Here is a 14,567-nt window from a genome sequence, read left to right on the forward strand (position 1 = left end):
AGAGTAGGATTTCTTATTATTATTTTTTGTAGTTTTTGATTATTGCATTCAAGTGCAGCTGGGATTGGGCTTTTTATGCACTACTGGTGCAACTAACGGTCCCACGATTTTTTTGGGCGCACATGAGAATCTGCTGATTTCTTTGCTTACCGCAGATTCAAGTATTTTAGTTTCACCTTATACGCACGTGTCCCCGTCAAACCCGCCCGCATAATCGCTCTGAAGTCTGTGCATTATCGGTTTCAATGCGGGATAAAGGTCAACATAAAGCGCATATGCCTTGCGATAAATCTGACTATCCGTTGGATTAGGTATAGTTCGGGAAACCAGCGTCACCCAACCTTTTTCCGCCGTTTGGTTATCCACCAATCCAACACCAACAGCCGCAAGCAGCGCCGCTCCCAAAGCAGCTTCTACATTCTGTTCAATGGTGTAGACGGGATAACCAGTAACGTCGGCAATGATTTGCATCCATAAATCTGAATGCGCAGCGCCGCCGACCACAATCAGTTTGGCATCGAGAGACTGTGCTCCTTTTGCACCTGCCTCAATATTATGTTTGAGGGCGAAACTGACGCCCTCCAATACGGCCCGATAAAGATGTGCTCGTGTATGAAACAGGCTTAGACCGACGAAAGCACCACTGGCCTTTGCATCCCAGATTGGGCTGCGCTCTCCCATCAAGTAAGGCAAAAATAGGATTCCGTCCGATCCCGCAGGAATCTGTTTCGTCTTTTCTTCCAGAATTTGATGGACATCGCCAGCCTCCACATACTTTGCCGCCTCAATCTCCGTCTGACAAAATGTATCCCGAAACCAACTTACGGAAGCGCCAGCCGTAATTGCACCACCAAAGATATAAAGATCTTTTTGGCTGTTGTGGACGTGCGGCATGCTAATCAGGCCGTGACGCGCATCGACTTGCTGATTAATATAGCCCCAACACATACTGGTGCCGATCATGGCCACATGATTTCCTGCCCGAGTCACGCCCGCTGCAAAGGTCGCAACAGCTGCGTCAACACCGCCCGCCACAACTGGTGTGCCGGCGGCAAGCCCAAGACACGCAGCCAGTTCAGACCGCAATCCACCCACCACATCGCTGGAATCGACCAGACGCGGCGGCATCATTGCAAGAGGAATACCGAATTCAGCCAGCAGTTCTTTCGACCAGGCGCGTGCTCGCACATCATAGATACCGCCAATGTTCCCAGCCGAACTATGATCAATCGCCACTTCTCCACATAGCAAGTAGTTAACATAGCTATTTGGCGGAAGAAACAAATGCGTCCGTTGCCACACATCCGGGCGATTATTCTTTATCCACAGCATCTTGGTAAAGCCATAGTAACTATCAACCGAATTGCCAGTGATATCGAATAGTCGCTCCTGATCGATTGTTTCCTTAATCCACTTAACTTCTTCATTGGCGCGTCGATCCATCCAGATAAGACACGGATGCAGTGGTTTCATCCACGCATCAACCGGGATGCCCGCACCGCCGTATAAACTACTGACGCAGACCGCTTTGATCTGTTCAGCGGGTAACCCACTTTTTTCTACTACCTGCTTGATGCACTCCATGACCGCCTCGCACCAGACCGAAGGCCATTGCTCGGCCCAAAGCGGTTTTGGCGTATCCAGTTGATAGCCCTTGGCGTGCTGAGCAATAATCCGACCAGCGCTATCAACCAGCAATGCCTTGGTACTTTGAGTACCTATATCGACGCCAATAACGTAATCCATGCGGTAATCCATGCGATGCCTTAGGTAGACGTTGGTTTGAGCAGCACTTTGATCGAATCAAGCGAATTAGCAAGAGCGAATGCTTTTTCCCACTCATCCAGTGAAAAAGTGTGTGTAACTATACCTTCGGAAGTGACCAGACCTCGGTCAAACAAATCAATGGCAACCGGATAACAATACGGTCCCAGATGCGCGCCACGGATATCAAGCTCTTTACGGTCGCCGATAATTGACCAGTCAGCGCTCGTTTCCTTCCCGAACACACTAAATTCTACAAAACGGCCCAATTTTCGAATTAGCTCAAGACCCTGAGTGACACCGGCCGGCACGCCTGTCGTTTCAATATACACGTCACAACCATAGCTATCGGTAAGCGAATCAATAATCACCTTTGCATCATCGTCAGACGGGTTAATAACCATATCCGCGCCCATTTGCAGCGCCGCATTCAAGCGTTCGGGAACTAAATCAATGACCACCAATTTTTTAGGCGTTTTTAAACGTGCAACCTGTACCATCATCAAACCGAGTGGACCGGCGCCAGCAATGACGACTACATCATCAAACTGAATGTCTGCACGATTGATAGTATGAATAGCGCATGCCATCGGCTCAATCAAAGCCGCATCTTCCAACGACAGACTGTCTGGAATCTGATGCACGATCGCAGTCGGTGGAATACGCATGTAATCTGCCATTCCACCGTCTGCGACATCACGCTGGAAGCCGAAAATATTGTGCACTTCGCACATCCAATATTTTCCTGATTTACAGTATCGGCATTTCTCGCAAGGCACAATCTGTTCGGCAATAATACGGTCGCCGATCCTAACACCAAAATGTTCCTCCCCGCCCTCCCCCGCTGCAACTACGTAACCGAAAAACTCATGGCCAGGAACGACGGGGGGCTTAACCCACGATGGCTGTCCCTCACCACCCCAGAACATGGCTGCGCCAGAGTGGCACTTGCAGTCACTGGCGCAAATACCACAGGCTGCAATCTTGATCACCAGCTCTTTGTAGCCGGCAATCGGTCGCCTGATTTTTTGCAGTCGGTAATCCTTCGGCCCGTGGCAGACCACTGCTTGCATAGTATTTTTAAAGAATGTCACTTTTTCTGATTCAGCTTGAATTTTAGTTTCCCCCATGATTAATTCCATAAAATAGTTAACTGTATGATTGCCCACAGAGGACAATCAGGCTTATTTGCTTGCGCTGCGACTAATGTAAATAGCGAGCAGAATAATGACGCCCTTTATAATATTCTGGAGGTAAGGAGATACTCCCATCATATTCAGGCCATTGTTGAGTACGCCGAGCATCAATGCGCCAACCAACGTGCCGAGAATGGATCCGCGGCCGCCATTGATTGCGGTTCCTCCCATTACGACTGCCGCAATCGCATCAAGTTCGAACGAGACGCCCGCGTTAGGCTGACCGCTCATTAGTCGCGATGTCAGCACCAATCCGGCAATTGCCGCAGTAAAGCCACTAATCGCGTAGACCATAAGTTTGTAACGAGGAACACGCACACCACTTAACCGCGTGGCCTCCTCATTGCCACCGATCGCGTAGATGTAGCGACCAATCGGCGTGTGGTCAAGTACGATATAGGCAATAACGAACACCATTAACATGATCAAAATGGGCGTCTGGATGCCGGCGACACTGCCCCGACCGAAAAATTCAAACCAGTCAGGTAAGCCGCCAATCGGATAGCCACCGGTATAAATCAACGCCAGTCCACGGGCAATGCCCATCGTGGCGAGAGTAACAATAATCGGCGGCATCTTGGCATAGGCGACAAAAAAGCCATTTGCCATTCCAAACAGAATCCCCGCCACCAGTCCGATGAGGATAGCAAACACTGCCGGTATGCCTGCCACCATAAGACCAGCAGTGATCGTTCCGGTAAGCGCCATAACAGCCCCGACAGACAAATCGATACCACCGCTTAAAATCACGCACGTCATGCCGACCGCTATGATCGCGTTAATAGAAACTTGCCGCGCGATATTGACAAGATTAGCAGCAGACAGAAAGTCGTCAGTCGTGGCGGTCACAACCAGACAAACGAGAAGCAGCCCTACAAACGGAAAAAAGGCAGGAGATTTTTTTAGTTGTTCCAGTAGCCCTGTAAATGAATACGCAGGTTTTTCTGAAAAATGACGTGCATTAATGTTTACCGGTGGTTGCATTGCGCATTACCTCACTCGAATTGATAGAATCCGCCGCTAGCACTTTGACGATTGATCCTTGTTTGAATACCGCCACTCGATTACACATACCGATTATTTCTGGTAACTCTGAAGAAATCATGATGATCGAATAGCCGTGTAGCGTTAACTCCCGCATCAGACTATAAATTTCGGCCTTTGCCCCAACGTCAATGCCGCGTGTCGGCTCATCAAAAATAAGAATCTTGCAATGATGATTAAGCCAGCGAGCGATGACCACCTTCTGCTGGTTACCTCCGCTCAAGGTTGATACCAAAGCGTTCAAACTGGATGTTTTAACACCGACTTTGTCGATCATTAACTGGCTCGCGCAGCGCTCAGCAGTCCTATCGATCAAACAACCCTGACCCACGTATTTGCCTAAATTGTTGATAGATATATTGTCTTTAATACTGAAATCGATAATCAGGCCTTCGGATTTTCTACTCTCAGGCAAAAGACCGATACCACTTTCCAGAGCCTCGGCAGGGTCGCGCAAGGCAGCTAACACACCATTCACGTACACCGTCTTATGCGCGGTGGGATCGGCACCGATGACCGCACGCGCCAGTTCGGTGCGACCCGAACCGACCAGACCCGCAAAACCGAGAATTTCACCTTCGTAAAGGGTGAAGCTATTACTCGGCCCATCCTTATCGATGCGTACGTCCGTTGCCTCCAGCACCACGCGTTCAGAATACCGATGTACTGGCTTGGGCGGGAAGTTACTTTCTAGTTTCCGGCCTACCATCATCTCCACCAAACTATCGACATTGGAAGCTAACGTATCGACCATCCCCACGTATTTTCCATCGCGTAAAACAGTGATCCGATCACACACTTCAAATATTTCGTCCATGTGATGCGAGATAAAAATCATCGCCACGCCATCTTCTTTAAGATCACGCATAACGCTAAAAAGATGCTCTGCTTCCATGGGTGTGAGCGTCGCTGTGGGTTCGTCCAAAATAAGAATTTTGGCGTTTAATGCCAATGCTTTAGCTATCTCGACGAACTGCTGTTGGGCGATACTGAGTTTGCTAATACCGACAGAAAGGTTGATATTAATTTTCAGCTTATTAAATATCTGCTGCGCCTTTTGACGCATGCTTGCCTTTGATAGCAAACCAAACCCGTTCGTCAGCTCGCGCCCCAAAAAAATATTCTCCACGGCATTCAGATACGGCACCAAGCTGAATTCCTGAAAAATAATGGCGATGCCAGCACGGATTGCATCGTTATAACTATAAAAATTTTGTAGATTGCCATTCACAAAAATTTGACCATTATCAGGACGATAAATCCCACTGAGGACTTTCATCAAAGTTGACTTGCCGGCGCCGTTTTCGCCCAATAGGGCATGAATTTCTCCCTTATTAACAGACAAATTAATATCGGACAACGCCTTCACACCAGGAAAACTTTTTGAAACATTTTCCAATTTCAAAATCGTGTTCATTGTCGCCTCGCACAATCGATCAAAAATCAGAGCGCACTCTCACCATGACGTCGTGAGAGTGCGACGACTACCAACGGAATGTGTTAGCAGCGGCCTTATCCACCAACTTGACGTCAACCGGCACAGTGGGCGGCACGTTTGCTCCCCATTTTTTTGCTAATGCAATCGCGAGGGCCAGCCGTATCTGGTCGCGTGGATATTGCGCTGCGGTTGCAATAAATCGGGAGTTATTTTTTTGGATTGCCGCAATCGCTTCTGGTGCACCGTCCACGCTCACCAGCTTGACATCTTTGCCACTAGCTTCAATGGCCGATAGCGCGCCCATCGACCCAGTGTCATTAACGCTAAACATACCTTTTAGTGCGTGATTTGCTTGCAGGATGTTTTCAGTGACGGTCAGCGCCTGATCCCGCTCCTGCTTACCGTTCTGGATGGTAACAATCTTAATTCCGGCAAACTTTGACAATGCCGCCTTACAACCTCGCACCCGATCAAGAATCGGGACCACAGGAATCCCATCAAGAATCGCCACATCTCCACTGCCATTAAGACTCTTGGCAAGATAAGTGCAGGCCATCTGACCGGCATCGAAATTTTTGGACCCGACAAAAGAATCCACCGGACCGTCCGCATGCGCATCCACCGCTACCGTCACCACCCCCGCGGCGTGTGCAGACTTAACGGCTGATTGAATACCTACCGAATCGGTTGGGTTAATCAACAAGATATCGACCTTCTTCTGAATCATATCCTCGACATCACTAATTTGCTTGGAGACATCATGTCGGGCATCGGTCACTATCACCGTGGCGCCAATGCTGGCCGCAGCATCCATCAATCCTTGCTTCATGGTGACGAAATACGGATTATTTAATTCTTGAAAAGACATCCCGATTTTTAACGGTGCAGCTGAAGTTGATGGTGAAAAGGTTATTGCACAAAGTATTACTGTCATGCATAGCGCTAAATTTTTTTTGCAAATCATAACGATCTCCTCTGTTTTTTTATTTAAATGATGCCAATGAAACGGCATGAAATTCTGGTTTATAAAAAACTTCCCGATAACCAGGAAATCATGACTTTACTGGTAGAGCAATTGCAGCCCTTCCTGTCGCATATGTTTAAGATAAAATTCATAAAAATGCACCCTCCTAAAAGTTGAAAAACACTTTCACTAACGTCCCAGGACGCATCTCTGACCTCACATAACTCTTACTAAAAAAGAAGAGAAAAGAAAGAAAGATGAACGTTATTTACCCCCGGTCACTCAATTAATTCACCCGCACCCACCTCTTCAAGCTTTGTTGTAATTTGAAATTTTTATCTCGTCATATGCACGAAATTTAGATGGTGACATCCCTTTTTGGAGCAAAAACTGTCGATTAAAATTCGACACATTATTGAATCCAACTTTGAAGCAGATATCGGTGATGCTCAGTCGCCCATTCGTCAGTAACTCACAAGAACTCTTGATGCGTAGATGGTTGATGTAACTAACGAAAGTCATTCCAGTATGTTTGTGAAAAGCACGTGAGAAGGCGCTAACGCTCTGGCCTGTCAGGGCGGCGAGATCAGGCTCATGCAGTTCATTTGAAAAATTTTTACTGATATACCTTAAGGCGAGATCTATCTTCGATGTCGCAAAGACGTCCGGCTCGGATATGTATTCTGAACTCGCTAGCCGCTTGCGACCGGCATCGCGCGACAGTAGTTCTATTAAAGTTAGAAATAGCTGTACCCGTCGAAAACCATGTGCCTCAGTTAATTCCTGCATCAATGGCTGCGCTAACAAGCCAGTTTCTGGCTCGAATAATAAGCCGCTATGCGATTCTTTTAATAATCTTCTGAGATACCGCAGTTCTGGAAAAATTTTGATTATATTCAAGGCCAACGCACTCGGAAATTGCAGCACAAGACAACGTTGTTTCACCGTCTCGATGCCAGGTAATTCACTGACCCAGTTATGTGCAAGATTAGGCCCTATCATTACCAGGTTTCCCGGAACGAAGGTGCCAATATAATCGCCGACAAAAAATTTTCCCGTTGTGGCAGTCACGAGATGAATTTCGTACTCGGGATGGCGATGCCAGCGGACAGTCTTGTAAGGATAACCATGCGACCAAGCACGAAACGACTCATTACCGCCAAGATGCACAACTTCAATATCTGGCACCATATCAGCACCCAACGCTAATCAGCATATCAGACCTCTGACGCCTGATTCATAGGGCATCTGGCAAACACACGTTTTTGATTTTTTAACGAGTTTTATTTTTATCCATAATTGGACTATGGATAATTCAAAAAGAAAAGCTGTCATTATTTTGTCCCCGCTGGTTGCACTGCGCTGATAGTCGTGCGACATACGGGATGTGCAAAAGGAAGTGCAAATCCCGCGGTCGAAACAGATCACGTCGTTATGGTTTATGTGACTTAGTCTAGATGCTCAATCTTTGAGGGACTACCAAAAAAAGTGCATGCCACGATACTTTTTTGCGATTATTTGACCCTTCACTTTTGAAGTCCGTAGTTCTAGCGAATCACTAAAGATTAAAAAAATTTGTTTTGAAAAATTATTAAGGCATATTTTTTGCCCTAAATCGGGATCGAATAAGCAAGTAATCTGTAGACAATGACCTCTAATGATTAGCGCTAAATACTGCTTCATCACCTCTGTAGACGTTAAGATTTATGAAAAAAGGATGTGACGTGGCACGATTTTTTTTGCCTCTTTTTTTGGACCGGATATGTGTAAGCGTAATTCGGAAAAGTACACTTACGATGCAACTATAAATACGAGGTTGTGAACCGATATAGGACGCATCTTAAGATTTTTCTTAACTTGTGTTCACATCATCAAATCTATCAAACGAATGATCAGATTTTTTAAACTCATGTTGGATACATATAATCCAGGCCAAAAGAGACCGACACATTAAGAAATAAAGTAATCGTGAATGACAAATCTGCATAGTCTGAGCGTGACCAGCAAAGCAGGATATGAACAATAATAAACACCAAAAATATAGGTGAGATTGGACGCATCTGCGCAAGAAGGTTGTGTATATTTATCGCAGGAGCGATGGCGGAGGAGTTGTGGCGTCACATCGAAAAACATGACGAAGGCTAGCATTTCATCGATCATCACGGACTAAAAGCGGCGATTGAAAAATGGAATGCAGGCGTGGCTATCGGCTACTTTGATGAAGGAATATCAGCGGTTACCTCGGCAGAATTGATGGGTGAAATTCGACAGTAAATTTCTAATCTGATTTTCCGAGTACAAGGTACGAATAGCTAAAGATGGCGCAAGAAGAGATGCCGACGGATGCGTCAGTCTCATGTTGCAAGCGCCGGGACATATATACTACCCAACCGCACCACCCGGCTACATCCGTCGGTCACCCAGAGTAATACTAAGGCGGTACGATTATGTATCCATATGTTGAAGCGCAACTGCAACTATTTAAATCTAGCTAGTAGATATTTCAAATTCGATATCGAATAGCTGAAGTCACGACAAAAACTTACGGCAGAAAAATTAACTAAACAAACGCAAAGCGCGCGTGGAACCTGCTGGAATTTCGGCACCGTCCATGTCGAGATAGAACGCATCCACCTGACCAGCGATTTCTGATAATTGCATGTCTGCCAGTGGCTGATTACTGTCATCCACCACCACACCGCTTAAACGCGATGCGAGCGAGCGAGCGCAGGCGACCATCGCACCATAACCATCGCGTGACTGAGAAACGCGTGGAACGTCGAGTAAAAGTGTCAGACGCGCCGTTGTTTCGCTGGTTGCGCTGGCATTTATCGACAGCGAGAACAACACCCCGCCATCGCCATCCGACATAATCAGACGACCTTCCGGGCGGGCATCAAAGCCTTGTCGGGTCAAAGCCGACATCAGCGTCGTTACTGCCCAAGGCGCCCCTTTGGACTGAATATTCACACCCAACTGAGCATCATGTTCAATCACGAATTGATGTAATGCGCGTGCGCCTTGCATCACTTCGGTCATATCAGGAATGTCCGGTTCAGCTCCAAGATCGTCGCATATCTGACGTAAACTTATTACCAATTCAGAATATTCAATCTCGTTCAATGGGTTACTACGATTCGCCATCTGTACACCAGCCATCAACGATTTGTAGATGCCGCCATGTGCAATCGGCTCCCATTCGCCATGACTATCTTCACCTATATAATTAACTGGTTTGTTGCCGACATAGCGCAAATTTTGGAGGACTGGCAAAATCTTATCGCCGCGCACCGGGGCTTCCAACGAAAGTGGAATCACGCAATCAATCAAGCCATCGACAGGTAATTCAATTTGCGGGGGAGCAACGGTCTTTACCATCACCGCCTCCAATCCTGCGACTTCTTCCGCTGCAGACGGCGCGGTCATTTGGCCCTGCGGTTCAATTGCCAATTGCTCTGCAGTCAATTCAATATTATCTTGTGGAATATCGTATGGCACCGATCCGTCGGGTGTGGCTTCTGGAGTAAACAATACGGGCTCATGTCGCTCTGATCGCTCAGACGGAGCCGCTGGCGGTGTCATCAAGACGTCGTCATGTGACGTGGAGAATGCCCGTTCAACACTTTTCTTGGCCTTATATTCTTGCCATTTATTATAAGAGACGACGCCAACAATAATGACACCGCCTATGACGAACAGACTGGTTTGTAGATCGGTCATGCTACTAAGGCCTCGAAAGCGAACATACTGGCAAATACAACGGTGCCGGAGTACGCGCAAATAACGGTTGAAATAGGGAGCTAGTCATGTCCACTGCCCGCAGTCTGGACAGTGATCCCAGGCGGCAATAAGTCTGCGGTAAATTCAGTGGCAGCATAAACTAACGAATAAGTTAATAGTAAATAAGTAATAAGTGGTTAGCAACGGGCGACCAAATTGTTATCGAAGTGGTCCAGATGAAGCAAACAATTCGAAATTAAACCTAAAAAGAGGCGATAAGAAATAAATCGTCTGCCATTGATCATCATCTTCAGCCAACCGATTTTGTCTTCATAAACCTAATTTTCACAATGAATTCGAATTTTGCAATAGTGCATCTACCAATGCATCTACCAATCCATCATTATCAATAAATGTAAGAATAACGCCTACTGTTATTGAATATATTTCATTAACTTTCTTAATTACCGCGGATTAAGTCGGTTATACAGCCGAAGTGACATGACCAATCCCCAAAAAGCCTTTGTCGGACACAAGAATTCAGCTAGTGTTCCCAAAAAGTCATCATTTCGGTATTCTTCATAATGACGGCATAATCACGCGATAACAAATGAAAGACAACATTTCCATTCATCATCAAGCTACAGTCGCAAAGCTTCTGGCGGACTCCATATCCACCGCCACAATGCGCGAAACGCCCTGTTCTTGCATCGTTACGCCAATCAATTGATTCGCCATCTCCATCGCAATTTTGTTATGAGAGATGAACAAAAACTGCGTATGTTCAGACATGCGCTTCACCATATTGCAGAAGCGCTCAGTATTGGCGTCATCCAACGGCGCATCAACTTCGTCTAGTAAACAAAATGGTGCCGGATTCAGTTGGAACATTGAGAACACCAGCGCTGTCGCTGTCAGCGCTTTTTCACCGCCCGACAACAGATGGATCGTGGCGTTCTTCTTGCCCGGCGGTTGTGCCATCACTTGTACGCCGGAATCAAGAATCTCGTCGCCGGTCATAATCAGCTTAGCCTGGCCGCCGCCAAACAAGATCGGGAACAGTTCAGCAAAGTGGCCATTTACCCGATCAAACGTATCCTGCAACAATTCACGTGTTTCAATATCGATCTTGTGAATCGCATCTTGTAGTGTGTTGATCGCTTCGGTCAGGTCAGCATTTTGCGCATCGAGAAAATTCTTACGCTCGGAAGCCTGCGCCAACTCATCCAAGGCCGCCAGATTAACGGCACCCAATCCAGCTATCGCATTCGTCAGCCGGGTGACTTCACCTTGCAAATAAGACGGACGCAAATCGTCATGCAACTTTTCGCTCAATGCGACTTCATCTGCGCCAAACTCGACCAGTTGCTGTGCATATTGCTCTTGGCTCAAACGTGCAGCCTGTTCCTTCAACTGTACTTCCATAATGCGGTCCCGCTGTGGTTGCAAGCTGCGTTCCGCCTGTGTCCGCGTGTCTTCGTGCTGCCGCAAGTTTTGCGATACCTGATCCAACTCGTGCCGTGCATCGGCCAAGGCACGTTCCTGATCCGTGCGCTTGTCCAGCAAGTCTTGCAAACCGGTTTGCGCGGCCTGATCGTCCAGACTCTCTAACTCCAGATGGCCTTGCTGCATATTCGCAAACAACTGCGCCGCTTGTTCCAGTGCAGTAGAAATACTGCGCTTTAATTCTTCGATTTTGTTGCGATGTGACTTTTCAGCGTATTCAGTTTCCTGCGCGCTGCGTTCCAGTTCGCGCAGGCGTTGGCGGGCATCGTTGAGTTGTTGCTCTTTATTAAGATAGTCGGTTTGGCCATCCTCATGCTTTTCCTGCAACTCGCCCAACTCAGCATCGAGTTGTTCAAACTTCGCCTCAGATTCCATCTTAATTTGCTGTTGCTCGTTTTCCTGAGCGGCAATTTCGGCCAGATCGGTCGCGATTTGTGAACTGCGCTGATTGAATCGTTCTTGCAATTCGGAGAGTTTCATCACGTCAATCTGCAAGCTATGCACCGCTTGCGTGAGAGCGTTATGACGAAGGCGCAACTCTTGTAGACGTTGCGTCGCTTGCGTTAACGCCGCCTCAGCGCGTACCGAGCGCGAGCGCGCTTCGTCGGCCAGCATTTGCTGCGCCCGCAATTGTTTGGTGATGTTTTCAATCTCTTGCTGGCGCGCCAACATTCCGTCCTGCTCCGAATCGGAAGCATAGAACCGCACGCTGGTTTTACTAATCACGTGCCCTTGGCGGGTCACAAAACAAGCGCCTACCGGCAATTTGCTACGTTCGGCAAACGCCGTTACGGTGTCGTCTGCCACAAATACGTTGTGCAACCAATCTTGCATTAATGCGCGCAAGCCCGGATCGTTGAGCTGCATCAAATTCAGGAAGGGCTTAAAACCGGCTGGAACGGGGACGCTGCTTTCTGATGCTATCCCGCTAGGCGTGAATAATGCGAGTTTCCCTGGAGGCGCATCGTTAAAAAAGCCTTTGGCCCAGTCCAGATTCGACATTTCCAGGGCAGATGTACGCTCGCGCAAAACCGATTCGAGTGCAGTTTCCCAGCCTTGATCGATGTGCAGCTTTTGCCATAGACGTGGCAACTCGGCAAGCTCATGCTTTTGCAACCATGGCTGCACCTTGCCCTGACTCTGCACGCTTTCCTGCAATTGCTTTAGAGCCGTCAGACGGGCTTCTAATTGCGCATTGTTTGCAGTTTCGGTATTCACCTGCTGCTGTGCGGTGCGCCGCTCTTCTTCAAGACGCGGTTGTTGCTCTTGCGCCTCTTCCAGCTGCATGCTGACCTCTTCCAGCCCAGCCTGCTTTTCTTCGAGCTGCATTTTGAGGTTGGTCAAATGCGTGGTGTCTGGCAAGTTCAGTCCACTTTTTTCCTGCGACAAGCGCTCGCGGCGACCGGTCAGGCCATTCAAAATATTCGAGGCGTTACGCTGATGCGTTGATTCCAGCTCGATTTGCTGCTGGAATTGCATGATTTTGGCGCGTGACTCTGTAGTTTTGAGTTGCGCCTCACGCCATAATTGTTCCAGTGCCGGCACGTGATCACTATGCTGTTGCGCGGTAACTTGCGATTGCTCTACGCGGGCGGCCAACTCTTCAAGGTGAATCTCTGCTTCCGACAAATCATCCTGGTGCTGCGTGCTTTGGCGTTGCCATTGGTCGCGCTGCGCGGTCAATGAATTGAGTTGCGACTGAAGGCGATTGCGCGATTCGATAACAAATTTGATTTGCGCTTCCAGACTGCCGATTTCAGAATTGGTCTGATACAAATGGCCCTGCGCCTGATGCATGCGGTCACCCGCTGCATAGTGCGATTGCCGCATATGCTCAAGTTCTGTTTCAACATGCCGCAATTTGGCAGTTTGCTCTTCTAAATCTGTCTGCGCTTTTTCGATCTCGCGGAAAAATTTTTCTTGCTCGGCTTTGGCTTCGTTCTTGCGCAATAACCACAACAATTTTTGTTTTTCTTCCTGATCACCTTGCAATGCATGGAATTTATGCGCAACAGCCGCTTGCGCCTCTAATTTTTCGAGGTTACTGTTCAACTCCCGCAGAATATCTTCCACGCGCAAAAGATTGTCGCGGGTGTCGTTCAGCCGATTTTCAGTTTCACGGCGGCGCTCCTTATATTTAGACACGCCCGCGGCTTCTTCCAGGAAAATCCGTAATTCTTCAGGCCGCGCTTCAATAATGCGGGAAATCATCCCTTGTCCAATAATCGCGTAGGCGCGTGGTCCCAAACCCGTACCCATGAAAATATCCTGGATATCGCGACGTCGAACTGATTGATTATTGATGTAATAAGTAGACGTTCCGTCGCGCGTCAGCGTACGCTTAACCGCAATTTCAGCATATTGGCCCCATTGTCCGCTGGCTTTGCCCATCCCGTTATCAAAAACGAGCTCCACAGACGAGCGACCCGCAGGCTTACGATGTGACGAGCCATTAAAAATGACGTCCTGCATCGACTCACCGCGCAACTCGGAAGCTTTGGATTCACCCAAAACCCAGCGCACGGCATCAATAATATTGGATTTTCCGCAACCATTCGGACCGACTACACCGACCAGTTGGCCAGGAACCTGAAAATTGGTTGGATCAACGAAAGACTTGAATCCCGCTAATTTAATGGAAGTTAGACGCACGTTATTGACTATTCTTATCAAAGTCGGCGAATACAGCGCCGCCGCATTCAAAATGCATAAAAGCGAGAAAAATCTCGCAAAGGATCAGCATCATAACATTCGACGTGACCTCCGTTGACGCGGAAAAGGTCAAAAATAGTGATAACCCATACAATCGTAAAGAGGCAATAGTTGGAGGGTGACTCTAACGTAGTAAAAACGTGTCTTCCACACCGCCTTAAATCATTTTATTTAATAGCCATTAAGGAACAAAGTACGCTCAAGATTGCACCAAAGAAAATAT

The 14,567-nt window shown here is 47.6% G+C and carries 8 protein-coding genes; all 8 read right to left on the reverse strand.

From position 1 onward, the window contains the following. Positions 1-177: 177 nt before the first annotated feature. The 8 genes from RGU75_RS21870 to smc all read right to left on the reverse strand — a co-directional run bounded on the left by RGU75_RS21870 (position 178) and on the right by smc (position 14,284). Entirely contained in the window at positions 178-1,746 is a 1,569-nt protein-coding gene (locus tag RGU75_RS21870) for an FGGY-family carbohydrate kinase (RefSeq protein ID WP_322239626.1), read from the reverse strand. Positions 1,747-1,766: 20 nt separating this feature from the next. Continuing rightward, positions 1,767-2,894 (reverse strand): alcohol dehydrogenase catalytic domain-containing protein, encoded by a 1,128-nt coding sequence (locus tag RGU75_RS21875; protein WP_322239628.1) that lies wholly within the window; start codon positions 2,892-2,894, stop codon positions 1,767-1,769. A 54-nt stretch (positions 2,895-2,948) separates the two neighbouring features. Continuing rightward, the gene (locus RGU75_RS21880; RefSeq protein ID WP_322239630.1) at positions 2,949-3,944 is read right to left on the reverse strand and encodes an ABC transporter permease; all 996 of its coding nucleotides are present in this window, start codon (positions 3,942-3,944) and stop codon (positions 2,949-2,951) included. After that, positions 3,922-5,421 carry a sugar ABC transporter ATP-binding protein gene (locus tag RGU75_RS21885; RefSeq protein ID WP_322239632.1) on the reverse strand — a complete coding sequence of 500 codons (1,500 nt, stop codon included), beginning with the start codon at positions 5,419-5,421 and terminating at the stop codon, positions 3,922-3,924. Before RGU75_RS21885 ends, RGU75_RS21880 begins: the two co-directional genes overlap by 23 nt. Positions 5,422-5,488: 67 nt before the next feature. Then, a complete protein-coding gene (locus RGU75_RS21890; RefSeq protein ID WP_322239634.1) occupies positions 5,489-6,376 on the reverse strand; it encodes an ABC transporter substrate-binding protein in 888 nt (295 codons plus the stop codon). A gap of 339 nt (positions 6,377-6,715) precedes the next feature. Continuing rightward, a complete protein-coding gene (locus RGU75_RS21895) occupies positions 6,716-7,597 on the reverse strand; it encodes an AraC family transcriptional regulator (RefSeq protein ID WP_322239636.1) in 882 nt (293 codons plus the stop codon). Positions 7,598-8,962: 1,365 nt separating this feature from the next. Further along, positions 8,963-10,126 (reverse strand): cell division protein ZipA C-terminal FtsZ-binding domain-containing protein, encoded by a 1,164-nt coding sequence (locus RGU75_RS21900; protein ID WP_322239639.1) that lies wholly within the window; start codon positions 10,124-10,126, stop codon positions 8,963-8,965. Positions 10,127-10,762: 636 nt separating this feature from the next. Beyond that, positions 10,763-14,284 carry a chromosome segregation protein SMC gene (gene smc / locus RGU75_RS21905; RefSeq protein WP_322239641.1) on the reverse strand — a complete coding sequence of 1,174 codons (3,522 nt, stop codon included), beginning with the start codon at positions 14,282-14,284 and terminating at the stop codon, positions 10,763-10,765. Positions 14,285-14,567: the final 283 nt, after the last annotated feature.

The organism is Glaciimonas sp. CA11.2 (assembly GCF_034314045.1).
Lineage (GTDB): Bacteria > Pseudomonadota > Gammaproteobacteria > Burkholderiales > Burkholderiaceae_D > Glaciimonas.